Source organism: Candidatus Liberibacter americanus str. Sao Paulo, assembly GCF_000496595.1.
Classification (GTDB): Bacteria; Pseudomonadota; Alphaproteobacteria; order Rhizobiales; family Rhizobiaceae; genus Liberibacter; species Liberibacter americanus.
The window spans coordinates 678,020-697,179 of sequence record NC_022793.1; the positions used below are offsets into that span (position 1 = coordinate 678,020).

Below are 19,160 nucleotides of genomic sequence, written 5' to 3' on the forward strand. Positions count from 1 at the left end.
TATTACGTTTATAAATTTCTTCCAGAAGCATGTACAAGAATCGTGTAAACTTTACCGTAGTTAGATGTGATATGATCTTGTGCTACAGAAGGATTATTATGATTGCGAGTACTTTCAGCTAACATTTTTTCAAAATCAGAGATATATGTATCAACATCACGTTGAAATTCTAAATCGGTTATATATTTATCTTGTAAATTATTAAATATTTTTTGTCCTTTTATGGTATACAAGCGCTGGCTAAATATATTGCTTTCTCCTTGTGTATAACGCTTCCATAAGTCAAAAAAAGCATCATAGTCAATGAAATGATCAATATCATTTATAATAGATCCTATAGCAGGAGAAATCGATAACATTTTACTTTCTTTATCATGAGATATTATTTTTTCTTTATTATTTACAGAAAAATTCAGTAAACTTTTCAACCATCCACTAGAAGATTTATCTTTTATTAATGATTTTTCTGAATTTTTATTCATTAAACCTTTTTTATAAAAATCAGATCCATCTTGCATAGGAGTAATAACTGACCTTTGAAAATCTTTTAAAACAGCGATTTGTTCTTCTACAGTTTTGCGCACAATATTAGCACTTTCAGTAGCTTCTTTTGCTAAATTTATAGAATCACGTTTTAAAATATCATGAGAATTATTCAACTCTCCAGTTATTCTATCGGATGTATTAGATATATCATTACTTGTCTCTGATAGTCTTTGAATAAATGAATCCATCTTATCGTTAATAGAATCCAAAAACCTTTGCATAGACTTATCCGATTTTTGTTCAATATCATATATGATATTTTCAATATTAGGTAAAGCTGATCTTATTTTTCTTATCATATGATTTGATAAATCATATGATTTACCTTCTATTATTTCAAAGTTACTATCGATGGTTTTAATAGTTTTATCCCCAATATCAGCTAAATCACTGTTAATCATTTTAACTAAATCGCGGCTACGAGTTTCTATTTTATACAAACTAGATTCTATATTCGAGAAGGAATTTAAAAGACTATTTTTGATATTATCTATCATTTTTCCTGAAAGGAAGTCAGCCTTCTCAAGAACATCTTTTATATCTGATAATAGGGATAAAACAAACTTTTGCGCTTCTCCTGATTTAATAATCAATCTATCTGTTAAATCTGTTAAATTAATTGCTTTCTTATCTAACACGATAGTTGTTTCAGCCTGTGATTTTACTAGAGACTCATGAGTTTTCAAAAGATTTTTAGAGTTTTGATCTAGTTTATTAACTAATTCAGACATTTGTAATAGAACTAATTCAGATATTTTATTAATATTATTAATTTTATTATCAAACGATTTAGATGTTTCACCAAAAACAGTATCGATTCTTCCTGCTGTTTTGACTATACGATTTGTTGTTCCATTCAATCTTTCATCTACTTCATTTAGAGAATTAGTTGCATCAGTAATGATTGTTGTTACATTTTTACTGTTATCAGCAATTCTACCAGTAATTTTATCAATATCGCTTATTAATAATTCTTCAAGTTTTTCAAGTGCATTGGCAGCATCACAGATTTTTTTATCAATACTATTTGCTATAGCGCTTTCTTCTTTATTAAAAGCTCCAATAATCGCGTTAGATATTTCATTAGAACGTTGCGACAACAATTTATCTAACATATTAGAACGCTCATCGAGAGATGACTTCATTGATTTATTATTGTTATCGATTATAGATTCTGTTGCAGAAATATTAGATTCAAAGCATTGGATATGCTCTTTAAACTTATCAACCATATTATTACTGTGACACTCTAATGATTGATTAATATCAGAAATTATATCTTTGATATTATGGATACGTTTTTCTATTAATGATCGCATCTCACCAGTACGATCTGAAACAACTTTATCAACTTCTATAATAACTTCTGAAAGATTATTATTAAAATTATCTAGGCTATAACGGAATTTTTCTTCTCTCTTCTCTAAGAAGCGACCGCTTTCAATAAATTTATTTGTAACACCATCTATTTCGTCTTTAAGACGTGATGTATTGTCTACTATTTTATTAGTAATATTATCGCTATTTTCTAATAAATTTTGTGATACTTTACTCGTTATTTGAGAAATTTTTTGCCCTGCAATTTCTACAACTTTTGATATTTCATCTGTAAATACATTAATATCATCTCCAAATAATTCTTTACATACTTTAAGTTTTTCATTTACATCGACGATGGATTTTTCCAATCTTTCAGTGGTATCATTTGTAGATTTAGATGTATCTCCAATTAATGAAACTAAATCTTGTATCAAATCTTGAACTTTAGAAGATAAATCCTCTAGATATTTATTGGTAGATTCAAATTTACTGCGCAATGAATATTCTTGTTCTTTCAAACTATTTTTTAATTCTATGGATTTTTCAGCGACAGCCATGGAAATAGAAGAAGATCTTTCATCAACAATTTTATTAATTTCTTCTGATTTTTCTTTTAATAATTGATCAAATTTTAGATGAGCAGCTAGTAAAACATTATTTACCGAATCAGTACCACAACTTAACAAGCTTTCAATTCTTACAGAATTTTCATCTAGAACAGATTTAATAAAATTAGATGCAGTCTCAACTGTATCATCTATTTTATCACTGTTTTCAACAAGGATATTTTGCAATCCTTTTATATGCTGGAAAAGTTTTTCATCTAAAATTTTATAATTATTTTCATAAGAAAGTCTAATGCTATCAATTCTATCAGCAAAAGATTCACTGATTTTATCACTAGCAACAAAAATCTTCTTTAACACATTTTGAGAATGATTTTCTAACGTTATGCCTAATTTATTTTGACTGTCAGCAAGGGAATTAGCTAGTTCAGTAGCTTTTTGATATGCCGTATCGTTCAATTCCTTAATATCTTTAGAAAATGAATCAATAACACTCTTAGATTGAGATACAATAATATTCTCAAATTTTGATTGATTATCTGATAAGGAATTGATGAAACTTTTATTATGCATAGAAAAATTATCGTTTATAGATAATTTAGCGGCATCAAAAGAGTGAATAATCTGATTTGAGTGTCCTATAAGATCAGTTTCTAAATCATTACATTTTTGTTCTAAAGTTATTGTAAGATCTTTTATATTACCTATAGAATTTCCAATTTGTTCGCTGATTTTTGATAACTCTAATCCAATATCATTACTACTATTATTGAATGTTTCTTTTACGACTTTTGTATTATCGCATATGATGGTATCAATGCGTTTAGCAGAGTTTTCAAAAATGTTATTGACTTGATTGCTTTTGTGATCAAGCATCCTCTCAATGGATATTAGATTTCTTTTTAGCATTTCTTCAAGCTTCTTATTGTTGTTATTATAGCAAAAAACAACCTTACCTGAGCTTTCAGTAAATGAATTTTCTAACTTAGATTCTGCAGTTGTTATTTTACTTATAACATCTTGAGTATGTGTTTTAAGGGTACTATCAATAGCTTTTTGGCTCTCAGATAAAGCTACAGCCAACACCATTGTTTTATCATAAATAGTATCAGTTAGCTTACTTATGTTCTCAGACATAGAATTGATAATATCTTGAGGTCTGTTAGAAAGTGCTTCTTCAAACTGAGATTGTGCCTGAACTAGAGAATTTGAAAACAATTCTTCTCTACTAAAAATCATATTATTAATTTTTTGACATGCAGAATTAAATGAAGAGCAAATTTCCGAAGACTTTTTCTCAATATCTGTGTCAATTATTTGACACTTATCTTCAAGTATAGTTGTTAAATTATCGATACTATTTGTAAGGACAGTTTCTAATTTTTCTACATTTTGATCAGCAGTAGTGATCATGCTCCTTTGCTTATCAGCAAGGATATCAGCCATAATCTTATTCTTGTCTTCCATATTAGAATCAATAGTTTTTATATTAGTAAGGAATAATTCATCTATGTGATTATGTGATTTTGAAAGATATCCACGAACTTTTTCTATGTTATTTTCTAATTGCAATCCAAAAGAATTAAAGTTCTTGTCAAAAAATTGGCAAAATTCTGTAATGCTTTCACTTAATTCCCTTGAAGCATCTCCAACAACTTTGCCAATATTATTGCTTAGCGCAACTATACGATTATTAAACTCTACGAATGTATTTTCTGTAATTGATTTAATATTATCATGAAAAGAACCTTCTTTTTCCTGAAAAGAGGAATATAAATTCTGCATTGCATCATCTAATGCTTCTGTAATATATCCCTGTTTTTCTAACAATAAATCAGCCAGTTGAAATATCTTAGAATCCAAAGATTTTATGAACTGCTGGTATTTATCATTTAATTTTGCATCTAATTTGTCAGAATTGCTCTCTAATTCTGACACATAATTATTTAAACGAATTAGAAGATTATTGCCTGAATTATCAATAGACTTAGATAAAAACTTAATACGATTTCCAAAATCTTCCGTAATCATGACAGATGCAGAATCAAGAACTTTTAGCAATTGATCTATCTTAGAAGAAATTATTTCTGTTGTTTCGGTTAAGGATTTATTGGTTACATCAGTTAATTTTGTTATTCGCTTATTAACAATTGAAGAAAATGATTCCGTTGCATTTGCAAGATGAATAGAAATTTCTTCACTAGTTATGGAAAGTTCTTCTTTTAGAGATTCGTGCACTTCAGATATGGAACTGCGGAGCTCCATTCCATGCTCAAATATAGACTCACGCTCCTCTCTTAGTTGGTGAACCAGTTTCTGAATTCTATCTTCGTCTTTTGCATAGTTCTTTTCAAGCATATCTACTTCAGAACGAACTATATTTTCTAAATCATTTGCTCGGGATATGGCACGTTCTATCCCTTCGTTCATTGTCAAAATTTCTTTACGAACTTTACTGCCAACCGATACAACTCTATCAGCAGCATATGTTTCTGGCTCCATAAGACGAAGCGCAACTTCTGCTATTGATTGAGATGCTTCATGCATATCCCTTGCACGGCATATCATTATGAAAAATGCAAAAAACAGCAAAACAGGTATTATATTCACTGTTAGAAACAATATCATTGTTTCTGGCCTTGATATGAATTCATAAAACGAGCTTATAGATGAATTAACATAAGATATTATCGATAATGCTAATACGGACACAATCCAGAGCATAGAAGCAATTATGGCATTACGTAGCGCCATATTTAAGGAATTTTTCCCAATATTTTGAAGTATCTGGATTACACTTCCAGCACTTAAATCATTTGCAGGTGAAAATTCTGAGGAATAACGATTATTACTACCTTGTTTAAGGTAATTATCTTTATCATGATATTCTATATCATCATCATATATCAGATTAGAAGATTGGACTTTTTCGTTTTGAAGGTTGTTTTTCTTTTGTTCTGACATTTTATTAGACCGATAATTGTTCTTATTTTTGTGCTGTTTTAATATCAAATCGTTTTCAATATCTTTGGACGATTTATTATATGATGTTCTATTTCTTTTATTGCTGTTCTTCATATATACCAAGCTCTTAGACTGTAGATCATAGATATTTGAAATATTTTCTGTTTCTTAAAAAATATACAATATAATCCTTTAATTTTTGCTGCTTATATCAACAATTAATAGAATGAAACTCCTAAAATTAACAAAAAAATGTTCCATATAGAGTGCTATTCAAAATACAATCCTATAGAGTTATAGTAATTATGTATATAAGAATACTGGGTTATACACAGGTGCTATTGCTTTTATAGAGTGAATACATGAAAATCATTTTATTTATAAGTCAGCATATGAAATTTATTTTTAAATGAAACACTCATAATACAATATATTTAATTAAATTATAATTAGATATTATTAGGGAAACCTGTTTAATATGGAAAAAGATTTTTATCGTATTTGGAAAACTGCCCATAATCGCAGCATAAATATAGATTATAAACCACTTATTATGGCAATTATTAATGTTACTCCAAATTCATTCTCTGATGGAGGGGATTATTTAATTGCTGAAAAAGCTATTTCCCATTCTATCAATTGTTTAGAAGAGGGGGCTGATATTATTGATATTGGAGGAGAATCTACAAATCCTAATGCTGTGCCAATAAGCGCAAAAGAAGAGCAGGCTCGTATTATCCCTGTTATAGAAGAATTATCTAATATTACAGATGCTATTATTTCAGTTGATACATATAGATCTGAAACGGCTAAATTAGCCATTAGAGCAGGAGCACATATTATTAATGATGTATTTGGATTGCAACATGATAAAAATATGGCCGCAACAATTGCAAAATATGGAGCTGGTGTTTGTATTATGCATACGGGGCGTAATCGCACAAAGCTTTGCGAAGTTTTTGAAGATCAATTTTATTTTTTAAAAAAATCTTTAGAAATTGCTTTTCGTGAAGGTATAAATCGTGATTGTATAGTTCTTGATCCAGGTTTTGGATTTTCAAAAAATACTAAAGAAAACCTTTCCATAATAGCAGATTTTTCAAAATTTAATCAGCTTGATTTCCCAATATTAGTTGGTGTCTCAAGAAAAAGATTTTTAGGGAAAATAACAGGAAGGAATAGATCCTTAGATCGAGATTGCAGCACTGCTGTGGCAAATTGCCTATTGAGAGTTGCTGGAGCAAATATTTTTAGAGTGCATAACGTGAAAATCAATATAGATGCTTTGCGTCTAACTGATGCTGTTATACAGTCTAAAAGTATTTATACACACGATAGTTTAGGTGATAAGGAATGAGTTAAGTGTCGAAAAATTATATAATATTTTTAAAAAATTGTGCCTTTTTCTCTAATCATGGTGTTTATAAAGAAGAAGAAATTAAAGGACAGCGTTTTTTTGTTGATATAGAAATGGAGATTATAAAAGATTCTGTCTTAGAGAGTGATAGTTTAGAAAGTACAATCGACTATAGTGATGTTTTTGCTATAACGGAAAAAGTTATTATGGGTACAAGACATAATCTTATCGAGTCTCTTGCTTCTAGTATTGCAAAAAAATTGCTTAAAGAATTTAAAAGAATAGTACGTGTTGTTGTTACTGTAAGAAAACCCAGCGCATCGATTAAAGGTATACTTGATTATGTGGAAACCAGAGTTGAGTATACCGATTAGGCAAGATCATGATATTGTCGCAATTGGAATAGGAAGCAACATTGGCAATAAAAAACAATATATTGTTCAAGCTTTAAGATTAATTAATGATCATAAGGATTGTGAAATATTATCTGTATCACGTCTATATCAAACGCCTCCTTGGGGTAAAAAAGATCAGGATCTTTTTTTGAATGCTGCGGCTCTTATTAAAACACAAATTATGCCTAACGAATTTTTGGATATTTTATTGTCTATTGAAAATAATTTAAATAGAAAACGTGACCAATTATGGGGGGCTCGCACAATTGATCTTGATATTCTTTTATTCGGTAATCTTGAATGTATAACAGATCGATTAACAATACCTCATCCATATATTACCAAAAGAGGTTTTGTAATAGTGCCATTAGCAGATATCGCTCCTCACATAGTAATTAATGGTTTATTTGTGAAAGAATGGCTTTTTAGAATCGATACTTCGAATATTAATGTTATTAATGATAATTATGATTGGTGGCTTAATTTTGATTAATAGAACGATTTTGAGATAACATTTACTTTTGATTATATATAATATATTTTTGTTCAAACTAAATCTAAGAATTTTATTTAAATTGTTTTTACAAATGCTCTTGGTAGCAATATCAATTATGCTATTTATATATATATCTTAAAAACAAGAGATATAAAGATATAATATATGAAAATTTTGCAGCATAATTAGTTTATAATATCATGAATTATATAATATGCACTGATAAGGATTTAATCACTAATCATAATTAAAAATATAAAAATAAGATGCAATCATCAGTACTAACAAACATATTTATATTAATAATATTTTATATATTCAAATTCTTTTTCCTGTTTCTATTTCGTCTACTTTTTTTTATTCTTTTATATAATTATTTTTGTACATTTTAAATGTTGATGCTTTATATTTCTTATATTTTTTATGATTTATAAAGTGTTTATCTTCTTCAAATAAAGCTACAACCGAATAAAAATACTGATGAGCATATCCAAGGAATTTAATACATCTTTTTAACGTCTATAATATTCATTATTATATATTACAGATAGAATGATTGATTAATAGAGCTGTATTTTTGTTAAAAATAACCTATTATTTGAGCTAATAATTTAATTGTCATTTAATTAAGTTTTATTCAATTATCTAATAAATTGTAAGTTATGAATTATAAATTGTAAAAAGTAGATGAAATAGGTATTTATTGATTTAAAATTCTTGAGGGCTTAAAAGGGAAAAAAGATGTATAATCCAGTTACGTTTTTTGTATTTTTTTTGTTATAGACAGAGATAAAATATTAATCTTATTTCTTTTTTAAAAATTGTATTTTTCCACAATAAAATTTTTGATTGTTTTTTGATATTATTGGAAAAAATATAATTTTATAATATGTTAATTTTTTAATTGTTTTTTCAATTAAGTGGAGTTTTTTTTGGATAAGTCATATTTTCTACATTTGCTAAAAATAGTTTTAATTTTTATTTCTGTTCTAAGTATTAATTCTTGTTTTGTCATGACTAATAGAAACTTAGTTAATCAGGATAATGAATATTTTCCAGAAAGTAGATATGGCGTAAGTGCTAGCGAACGTGTTGTTTTTGGTAAAGCTGTTCCCAAAGGGGGAGGCTATTATGTTTTAGGGAAACCTTATCAAATTAAAGGTAGGCATTATATCCCTAGGGAATATATTTCATATGCTGTAATTGGAACTGCTTCTTGGTATGGTTCTGCATTTCACGGGCGTTTAACTGCTAATGGTGAGATTTATGATACAGAATCTCTTACTGCTGCTCATCCGACGCTTCCTTTACCAAGTTATGTACGTGTAACCAATTTAGAAAATGGTTTATCTATTGTCGTTCGTGTAAATGATCGTGGGCCGTATCACGATGATCGTCTTATAGATCTTTCCAATGCGGCTGCAAGAATTCTTATGATCGAAAATAGAGGCGTTGTAAAGGTACACGCTCATTATCTTGGAATGGCGATGTTAGGTGGAAATGATCGTCAATACCTATTATCCTCACTCAAATTGCATAGCAAGCCAATTTTATTGCCTGTAGGATGCGAATATAAAGAGAAAGTTGTTAGGATTCCATATCTTTTAACAACCAGTCACATCGTATCATTGACTGATTGTAGTGATAGAAATTTACAAAATCAGCTTCTTTCTTCAAATAAACGAAAAAATTATAGTGTTATTCCAACTCCTATAATACATTCTAAATATTTGAATAAAAAACAAAGGAAAATATATATTCCTGTACATTTAAAGAAATACTATAAAAATTAACTAATTTATAAATACCAAAATCGTTTTTATTATGTGCTATTATAAATATTAAGAATAACAAGCATAATATTATATAACTACTGAAAATCTATTGACCTCATCATTTTATAATATTTAATCGTACATATATGAACAAAACATAAAATGATAATTGATAAAAATTATGCAAAATAAAATATTTTATTTTAATACATATATATTATTATATGTAATTATTAATTTCTAGATATATAGAATTTATTCATCGATACTATAAAACTATACTATGAAAAGTATCAGTTTTATTGTATCAAATCAATAATCATTTTTTTATTATAAGAAAGTATATATATAATCTTGCTTAAATTATAATCATAGCACAATAAATTATAATTATACCATGTTATTTATTATATCATCAGGAAGCAACTGTTCTGCAGTAGGGTCATCCTCAACGGAATCTCGTTGAATCTCGTTCTTTAAATAAGCAAGATCTATAAAATTATCTGCTTGGCGACGTAGCTGATCAGAAACCATAGGAGGATTTGATAGAACTGTTGAAACAATAGTAATCTTCTTAGATCTTCTTTGAAGAGCTTCTACCAATGTTGTAAAATCGCCATCCCCTGAAAATATTACAAGACTATCAACTCCCTGAGATTGTTCAAAAGCATCAACTGCTAATTCAATTTCCATACTTGTTTTAATTTTTTTTCGTCCTGTAGAATCCGTAAATTCTTTTGCATTTTTTGCGACGACTTTGAACCCGTTATAGTGCAACCAATCAAGCAAAGGATGTAAAGGCGAATATTGTTGTTCTGCATCTCCAACAATAACAGTATAATAATATGCTCTCCATACATTAGCACGTGATTTAAATGCTTTTAGAAGCTTGCGATAATCAATATCAAATCCCAATGCTTTAGAAGCGGCATAAAGATTTGCTCCATCAATAAAAAGAACAATTTTTTCATTAGAATCAAACATTTTTAATTACTACCTATTTTAACTTAAATTATATTATATACTTTTTAAACTTTATATTTGGCAATTATAAACGATGAAATATATATTTTATGATATACAATTGCTATTTATAATTTATTCATCTCTCCTTAAACGAGTGTATCTGCAACCTGTTTATTAAAAATATTCTAGAAGTGCAAGAGATATGAGACAAAGTTTGCCATTAAGAACTTGAAATTATCATTATTTTATTGTATTTATATGGTTATTATGTGTTTTAATTTTTACTTTTTAAATGTTTTGGAGTTTTCATGTCTCGTGTTACGGTAGAAGATTGTATTGATAAAGTTGAAAATAGATTTGATCTCGTTCTTCTTGCTAGTCATCGTGCTCGTAATATATCACAAGGGGCTCGTCCAACTATTACATCTGGGAATGATAAAAATACAGTTTTATCATTGCGGGAGATCGCAGATGGTAACTTATCCCCAGATGATCTTGAAGAAGACTTCATCCATTCTCTTCAAAAACACGTTGAGGTTGATGAGCCTGATTCTGAAATAAATCACTCCTCAGATCATGATTATTATAATGATTTCTCTGAACAAAAACAGGTTGCTTTTAGACAGATGTCAGAAAGAGATCTCTTAGATGGTATGGCTGGGATAGTTCCTCCAGATAAAAGAGATGATTCTTGATTACTATTAAAAAGTAAAAATATTTTTTTTATTATTATGCTTTTTTAGATGCTTGTAGTGGTATTTTTAGTTGATTAATATATTTATTATATTGTTTATATTATAAAATATAAATTATAGATTATTAATAATATATAATAGATTAATGTGTTGGATTTATGATTAATCAAATATAGTAGGATAGATTATAGCTATGTATAAGAGATAGTACTTATTAATTTGCTAATTGTTTTTTTGAATCGACTTATCTAAATATCAAAATGCATTTTATGAGATAACAACCATATATTTATAATCCATCATTCATTTTTAAAATTGAATTTTTGCACTTATAACAATTAAGATATTGTAAAATAATAGAATTATAGATTAAGATTGAAATTGAATCATTTCATATTATTATATTTTTTGACCTGTATGTTGTAATATATCGGCAAACCACGGTTTCTTTATATCAAATTTTTTCCCGCCTTTAATGTCTTCGAATTTAATGACCTTTAAAATATTATTTTCTCTTTCGTCTTCTCCGATAACACCTGACATGCCATCTATTGCGCTATCAACTGCCAGATAAGACATCTTTTTTATCAAAACTAAATCTTCCTCTTCAGAGGGGGCAGAACGAGCGAAATATCCTGATTTTTGTACAATAGATCTTTCTGCTTTTATGTAACTAGAAAATTTATCGGCAAACCAAGAACCTACATTTATTTTATCAAGCATAATGTTATTGAAGGGATCCCTTTGAATATTATTGCCAGATGATTCGCGATCCTTGATAATAGCATCATGACAAGCTCCTTCGGAAACAAAAATAGCAACAGATCCTTTATCTTGCATAATTTTTTTAAGTCTTTCAGACTCTCTTTCGAAATCAAATAACATTTCCGGTAAATAGATACCATCTATTCCTTTAAAGTCAGATGAAAACATAAATCCGTCAACATATTCTCTATTGCTAATCATTTCTAAATAATATTTTGCAGCACATGCTGTCAGCCAACCACAATTTCTCCCCATAACTTCATGGATAATTAGACTGTTAGGTGTTGCACTACGCTCATTAGAAATATTATCGAAAAAATTTGCGGTCATTTTAGCAGCCGTTAATGCTCCTAAAGATTGATTTATAGGAATAATATCATTGTCTATAGTTTTAGGTAATCCAACTATGGTAAGATGGTGGTTTTTTTTCCTTAAATAGCTTAGAAGATCTGCAGCTGTAGTATTCGTATCATCTCCTCCTATCGTATGTAGAATACTTATACCATCTTTTATGATATGACGTGCTGCTACTTCTAAAGGGCTTTCATCTTTGTGTATTAAATTGCGTTTAATACAATCTTCAATATTGGTTAGTTTTATACGACTATTTCCTATAGGTGATCCGCCATAATTAATCAATTTTTCTGCATTTTGACGCATATTTGAAGATATTTCAATCTTGTCGTCTAAAAGCAATCCTTCATATCCTGAACGATAAGCAATTAAGTCCGCTTTGGGAAGAATTTCGTTATATCTACTAATGAGCATTCCAATGACTGAAGACAGACATGGAGCAATACCGCCTGACGTTAAAAAAGCAACTTTTCCTGCTACCATAAGTTTTCCTAAAGCATTGATAAATATCGGTTAAAAAGAATAATATTTATTAATAGCGATCTAACAAATACGGTACTTAATTTATAACCATTATAAAAATAACTCAAGACTTAAAGAAATGTTTAATTACTTTATATGGTAAAAGATTTTTTTTTAGATATCATCTATAAATATTTTTCTGTTTATTATAATTTTATTTTCATATTATATAGGTTTAAATGTTTTCTTTAGTAGTTTTAATAATATCTTTTATTAAAGATTTTTTAATTCTTTATTTAAATTTTGCAGTTTTAATTTAAGTTTATTTAGTTTATTTGATAGATTTTCAGCCTGTTTTCTGGCTTTATCAGCTTTACTTTTAGCTTCTTTTTCATCTTTTTCATTTTTTTCAGCTGCCTCTATTTTATCTTTAAGTAATATCCCAGTGTTAATAGTTTCTGACTTAGATTTTTTTACTTCAGATTCTTCACTGTTTTTAACTTCTATAATTTTTTGTAAAATATCCTGTTGATATAGATCACTAGTATTTTCTTTTTTTATTTTCGTATCTTTGTTCGTAACTTCTTTTTCGGCTATTGCAGCAATCTCAGCTTCTTTATTTTTAATTTTAATGTCTTTTTTTATTTCTTCAATTTTTGAAGTAATTGCTATAATTTCTTTTTCAATCTTTTGTTTATTTTTTGATGATCGTTCTTTATTTTTATATTGGGTTGATAAATTTATAGTTTGTATTGATGATGACTGACAGTCATCTAATATAAAAGTTGATAAAATCACAGATGCCAGTATAGCTTTTTTAATATACATTATTTGTTATTCCATTAATATAAAATTTACATCTATTTTAAGTAATAATATGTCCTGTGGCGCCTTACAATTACTCATTAATTACTAATAAACAATTGTTAATTTGAATAGTATATCTGATAATTATCAGGTATTTTTTTATAATTAATCTATTAGAGAATTATTTTAGGCTTAGTTTTAATATTTTTTATTTTATTTTCATAACTTATATTTAAGTAAATTTAAAATTGTTAAAGATCACAACTTATTCAATTTATTACTAGTTAATATATTTGACTTAATTATTAAATCTAAACTAGAAAAGGCAAAAAATAGAGTTTTATAAAAATGGATTTTGAATTTTTAGATTTAATGTTGCTTATATTATTCGATGATATACTTTTTGTTATCCTAACGTTTTTTTATAAGTTTAGAAAAAGATATTTTATTTAAAATATCTTTTTCTATATTATTGCATTTTATATTTTATTTTTATATTATTTGAAGTCTAAATTATTTGCTTCATACTATATACATATGATATAAGTGTATATCGATAATATTGTTTACAATATATACATAAATTAAATTAACTCATAAAATTAACTTCCACTTTACGTATAATATATTATCTCCGGATTTGTATTTATTCTCACATTTCTTTTTGTTCTTAATTTTTTATTTAATTTTTCATTATTATTTACACTAGTATCCGGTGTATTATTATTTACACTAGTAGCCGGTGTATTATTATTTACACTAGTATCCAATGTATTATTATTTACACTAGTAGCTGGTGTATTATTATTTACACTAGTAACTGGTGTATTATTATTTACACTAGAAGGCGGTTTATTATCATCTTTTTTAAAAAAATAACAGGCACTAAAAAGCATAGATAATGATAATGAAGATCCAAATAAAATACTTTTAATATTTATATTATACATAAAATATCTCCGTATGAATATTGTTAAAAATAAAATACGTTATAGTCTATATGCTATTTTATATTTTAGTCAATAACTAAATTATATTTAGTTTAAAATAAATAATTTATTGATTTCTTATTAAAAATTATTATAAATTTACCTTATCTAAAAGATATCTAATTCTGATTTAAGCAACACTAATTACAATTTATGTTACTAACATTATAGCTTGTTTTTATATAATTTATTTTGTTGTGTTTCAGATATTTATAATGAACATATAATAAAATACATGATAGTTAATAATATAATCAATTAAAGAAATTATAAAACTGCAGGAACTATATAAAAAATAATGGATTGGATTTATAAAAATATAGATATTATCATCCATTGATTAGACCTTATATATAAAAAATTATAAAATCACAAACTATAATTTAGTTATTGTAATATACTGAATAATTTTGCTTATTAGCTGTATAAAATGATTAATTACTTATAAAATTCATGTAATGATATATTTTATTAATAAAACTCTATTTATCTCTAAATTTATTGCTTATTGGATATAATCGATCGCGACCAAAGCTTTTTTTGGTGATTTTTATGCCTAATGCAGCCTGTCTACGTTTGTATTCAGATCGATATAATAGGTTTGCTATATGATGAATGTCATTCAAATCATATTTTTCTCCTGCAATTATTTTACAAGATTCTTCATGTTCAACCATTCGTTCAATAACATAATCTAAAATATGATAAGGTGGCAAAGATTCTTGATCCGTTTGATTAAAATGCAACTCAGCAGAAGGGGGTTTTTCAATAATACTAATAGGAATAACCTCGCCGCTAGGTCCCAATCCTCCAGATATACAATTTGAGTTTCTCCAAGATGCTAATCTATAAATTTGTGTTTTATAAAGATCTTTGATTGGATTGAATCCTCCAGTCATATCACCATATATAGTTCCATATCCGACTGATATTTCCGATTTATTACTTGTCGTTAGTAGTATTGATCCTGATTTATTAGATATTGTCATTAAAATATTAGCTCTAATACGACTTTGTATATTTTCTGCAACGATGCCGGTTAATTTTTCTTTGAATATTTTTGACATTAGACAAAAGAAATTATCAACAATATCGTTAATAGGTAAGATATCGTATTGACAGCCTAATCTTGTTGTACACGTTAAAGCATCTTCTAAGCTTTGCTTGGACGTGTATATATAGGGTAGCATGATTGTTTGTACGTTTTCTTTCCCTAGAGCATCAACAGCCATTGTAGCACACAAAGCTGAATCGATTCCTCCAGATATTCCAATAAGGGCTTTATGAAAGTTATTTTTTTTTACATAATCACGTAAACCAAGAACGCATACACTATAATCTAGTTCCTCTGATAATGATATGTGAGTTTTGTATTGAGGCAAATCACTCTTGCAATGCCAACGAGATTTTTTATCATATATCCATTGGGTGATCATATTTTGTTCTTCACAGTGTTTCATTTGAAAAGCTAATTTATTATCATGATTAAAACAAAAACTGTTGCCATCAAATACTAGCTCATCTTGTCCGCCAACTTGATTGGCATACACAATTGGTAAATTTATTTTTTCAATTTGCTTACGTACTATTTCATGTCGTTTTGCCAATTTATCACGACAATAAGGCGAAGCATTGATAGAAAAAATTAATTCTGCTCCCTGTTTTTTTAAATGATGGCAAATATCTGAATTTTTCCAAATATCTTCGCATATTATCACGCCAATTTTAATATTTCGGAATTCAATAAAATCATTTATAGTTCCTGATAGAAAATTTCTTTTCTCATGGAACTCATCATAATTAGGAAGATTAATTTTATCGCGGATTCCAATGATATTGCCTTCATCAAGAATTGCAACCGAATTCATAACTCCATCTTTATATTGACGAGGAAATCCTATAATTATTCCAGGACCATTATCATTAGTATCATCTCGCAGACTATCCATTGCATCATAACATGCTTGTATAAAATGTTTTTTGAATACTAAATCTTCAGGTGGATATCCAGATATAAATAGTTCTGTAAATAAGATAAGGTCTGCACCTTGAGAGGCTGCTTCTGCTCGTGCAAGTCGAGCTTTAGAGATATTACCAACAATATCTCCAACAGTTGTATTAAGTTGTGCTATCGATATTTTTATACTTTTTTGCAATATATTGCCACAATTCTGCTTCAATATTTAATAATTGCCGATTTATTTAATTTATTTTCAAATATTGGTATAAAAATAATATTTAAAATACAGCAATAAATTATTTATAGTTAATATAATATTGTATTTTATTATGCAAAAAAACTATCAATATACAATATAAAAAGATTTTTTAAATACAATCTTTAATAATATTTTTAAAAATAATAGAGCCTTAGACTAATAGGGGGGCTACTTTTGTTTGAACCAGTATTTCAGTAGCTAATAACATTTATATTGCTGAGACTTCAGTTGTTTTTTACATTCGTATCTTTTCAATTTTTTAAATATATTAGATTGTTATAATTTATTTTTATGCAAATAAACTTTAATGAAATCAATTAAAACAGTCATTATATTGAATTAATATGATGAGTACCATCAAATCATTTATTTTTATAATGTTTTATTCTGTAGATATAATATAATATAATAAAATATTTATTGATTAATATATATTTATCAGATTTTTTTGATCATATCAGGTGGCAGAGATTCATTTTTAAGTATTTCTACTGCATTTGAAAGATTTATAGATGTTTGTGATTGTGATCCAAGGCGTCTAATATTAACAGAACGATCATCTGCTTCTTTATTGCCGCATATAATTATAACTGGAATTTTTTTTACAGAATGTTCTCTTATTTTATAATTTATTTTTTCATTTCGAAAATCTGTTTCAACTGATAGGCCGTTGCTTCTTAAAATCATTGCAACTTCATTAGCATAATTGATAGTAGATGAAGTAATAGTTGTTACAATCACTTGTATAGGAGAAATCCATAGTGGTAAGTTTCCTCCAAAATTTTCAATTAAAATGCCAATAAAGCGTTCAATAGATCCAAATATAGCTCTATGTATCATAACAGGATGACATTTTTCAGATTTCTGATTAATATAGTATGCGTCAAATCTATCAGGAAGATTAAAATCAATTTGTGTGGTTCCACATTGCCAATCTCGACCAATAGCATCTTTCAATACGTATTCAAATTTTGGCCCGTAAAAAGCCCCTTCGCCTGGTAAAATACCAGTATCAATATTTCCATTAGATGATTTTTCTATAGTATTAAGGACATCTTTTAGAATGTGTTCAGCGTCATCCCATAATAGGTCAGAACCAACACGTTTTTCTGGGCGAGTAGAAAGTTTAACAGTAATTTTATCAAATCCAAAGTCTCTATACACTGATACTATGAGATCATGAATTTTAATACATTCATTAGCCATTTGTTCTTTAGTACAAAAAACATGTGCATCATCTTGTGTAAAGCCACGTACACGCATTAACCCATGTAATGCTCCAGATGGTTCGTTGCGATATACAGATCCGAACTCTGCCAAACGAATAGGAAGTTCACGATAAGATTTCAATCCGTGTTTGAAAACTTCGACATGCCCGGGGCAATTCATTGGCTTGAGAGCAAATGAACGTACGTCTTCTTTTTCTTCATCAGCACATTTGACGGAGAACATATTTTCCCTATACCAATCCCAGTGACCTGATTTTTCCCAAAGAGATTTATCTAATACTTGAGGAGTATTGATTTCTTCATAATCATTATCAATTTTTCTTCGCATATAAGATATAAGATTTTTAAATAACTGCCATCCTTTTTTATGCCAAAAAATAACTCCTGATCCATCATCTGCTACATGGAAAAGATTCATTTCACGTGCAAGCTTTCTATGATCTCGTTTTTCAGTTTCTGCAAGAAAATCTAAGTATTGTGTTAGCTCTTTTTGAGAATTCCATACAGTGCCATAAATGCGTGATAACATTGGGCGAGAACTATCTCCTCGCCAATATGCTCCTGCTACTTTCATTAATTTAAAAAACATTTTGACTTGTCCTGTCGATCGCATATGTGTTCCACGACATAGATCAATCCAGCCACCTTGGTCATAAATGGTTATATCTTGTTCTGATGGAATTTTATCTATAATTTCTACTTTATATTCTTCTTTCTTAGATTTAAATAATTCCTTTGCTGATTCACGAGACATTATCTTTTTTACAAAAATAGAATTTCTGTGAATAATTTCTTTCATTTTTTTTTCAATTTTAGGGAAATCAGCAGTGCTAAAAGGTTCTTTCTTGTCAAAATCATAGTAAAAACCGTTTTCTATCACTGGACCAATTGCTACTTTAGTCCCTGGCCATATACTCTGCACTGCTTCAGCCATGATATGAGCACAGCTGTGGCGAATAATTGATAAGGACCTAGGATCTTCATAAGTTATTATTTCAATTGATCCTTCATGTATTGTTTCCGATAAGTCCAATATTTTACCATTTAATACAATAGCAATTGCTTTTTTAGCTAAAGATTTTGATATAGATTCTGCAACATCATATCCCGTTGTATTTATGGAAAAATCCTTGGTTGAACCATCAGGGAATGTTAAGCTTATATTTTGATGTATTTGCAATTAAACTTTCCTTTACTGATTATCCTAATCGAATAATTATATATCGATACGATATATAAAGTGTACTGATTTTTT

12 protein-coding genes are annotated in these 19,160 nt (G+C 27.9%); 5 read left to right on the forward strand and 7 right to left on the reverse strand.

Features of this window, described 5'->3' with window-relative positions:
• Positions 1-8: 8 nt before the first annotated feature.
• On the reverse strand, positions 9-5,510 hold the full coding sequence (locus LAM_RS02900; RefSeq protein WP_007557529.1) for an apolipoprotein A-IV repeat region-like domain-containing protein: 5,502 nt from the start codon (positions 5,508-5,510) through the stop codon (positions 9-11).
• Between the two features lie 364 nt (positions 5,511-5,874).
• Here LAM_RS02900 and folP point away from each other — a divergent pair, with 364 nt between their 5' ends.
• The 4 genes from folP (at position 5,875) to LAM_RS05580 (ending at position 9,437) form a co-directional block, all read left to right on the forward strand.
• Positions 5,875-6,753 carry a dihydropteroate synthase gene (gene folP, locus LAM_RS02905; protein WP_007557530.1) on the forward strand — a complete coding sequence of 293 codons (879 nt, stop codon included), beginning with the start codon at positions 5,875-5,877 and terminating at the stop codon, positions 6,751-6,753.
• 5 nt (positions 6,754-6,758) lie between these two features.
• The gene (gene folB, locus LAM_RS02910; protein WP_007557531.1) at positions 6,759-7,127 is read left to right on the forward strand and encodes a dihydroneopterin aldolase; all 369 of its coding nucleotides are present in this window, start codon (positions 6,759-6,761) and stop codon (positions 7,125-7,127) included.
• Positions 7,111-7,641, forward strand: a complete 531-nt coding sequence (folK, locus tag LAM_RS02915; protein ID WP_007557532.1) for a 2-amino-4-hydroxy-6-hydroxymethyldihydropteridine diphosphokinase — start codon at positions 7,111-7,113, stop codon at positions 7,639-7,641. Before folB ends, folK begins: the two co-directional genes overlap by 17 nt.
• Positions 7,642-8,576: 935 nt before the next feature.
• A complete protein-coding gene (locus LAM_RS05580) occupies positions 8,577-9,437 on the forward strand; it encodes a septal ring lytic transglycosylase RlpA family protein (RefSeq protein WP_007557534.1) in 861 nt (286 codons plus the stop codon).
• A 372-nt stretch (positions 9,438-9,809) separates the two neighbouring features.
• Here LAM_RS05580 and LAM_RS02925 read toward each other — a convergent pair whose 3' ends face one another.
• Positions 9,810-10,403, reverse strand: a complete 594-nt coding sequence (locus tag LAM_RS02925; protein WP_023466298.1) for a LabA-like NYN domain-containing protein — start codon at positions 10,401-10,403, stop codon at positions 9,810-9,812.
• Between the two features lie 290 nt (positions 10,404-10,693).
• Between LAM_RS02925 and rpoZ the strand changes: the two genes are divergently transcribed.
• The gene (rpoZ, locus tag LAM_RS02930; RefSeq protein ID WP_007557580.1) at positions 10,694-11,080 is read left to right on the forward strand and encodes a DNA-directed RNA polymerase subunit omega; all 387 of its coding nucleotides are present in this window, start codon (positions 10,694-10,696) and stop codon (positions 11,078-11,080) included.
• A 399-nt stretch (positions 11,081-11,479) separates the two neighbouring features.
• Here rpoZ and LAM_RS02935 read toward each other — a convergent pair whose 3' ends face one another.
• From LAM_RS02935 to thrS, 5 genes are all read right to left on the reverse strand, one after another.
• Positions 11,480-12,682 carry a pyrophosphate--fructose-6-phosphate 1-phosphotransferase gene (locus tag LAM_RS02935; protein ID WP_007557578.1) on the reverse strand — a complete coding sequence of 401 codons (1,203 nt, stop codon included), beginning with the start codon at positions 12,680-12,682 and terminating at the stop codon, positions 11,480-11,482.
• 252 nt (positions 12,683-12,934) lie between these two features.
• A complete protein-coding gene (locus LAM_RS02940) occupies positions 12,935-13,489 on the reverse strand; it encodes a hypothetical protein (RefSeq protein WP_007557576.1) in 555 nt (184 codons plus the stop codon).
• 593 nt (positions 13,490-14,082) lie between these two features.
• Positions 14,083-14,418, reverse strand: a complete 336-nt coding sequence (locus LAM_RS02945; protein ID WP_007557575.1) for a hypothetical protein — start codon at positions 14,416-14,418, stop codon at positions 14,083-14,085.
• Positions 14,419-14,939: 521 nt separating this feature from the next.
• Complete coding sequence (locus LAM_RS02950; RefSeq protein ID WP_007557572.1) at positions 14,940-16,637, reverse strand: NAD+ synthase; 1,698 nt, start codon at positions 16,635-16,637, stop codon at positions 14,940-14,942.
• Between the two features lie 477 nt (positions 16,638-17,114).
• Complete coding sequence (gene thrS / locus LAM_RS02955) at positions 17,115-19,079, reverse strand: threonine--tRNA ligase (protein WP_040055951.1); 1,965 nt, start codon at positions 19,077-19,079, stop codon at positions 17,115-17,117.
• Positions 19,080-19,160 lie beyond the last annotated feature (81 nt).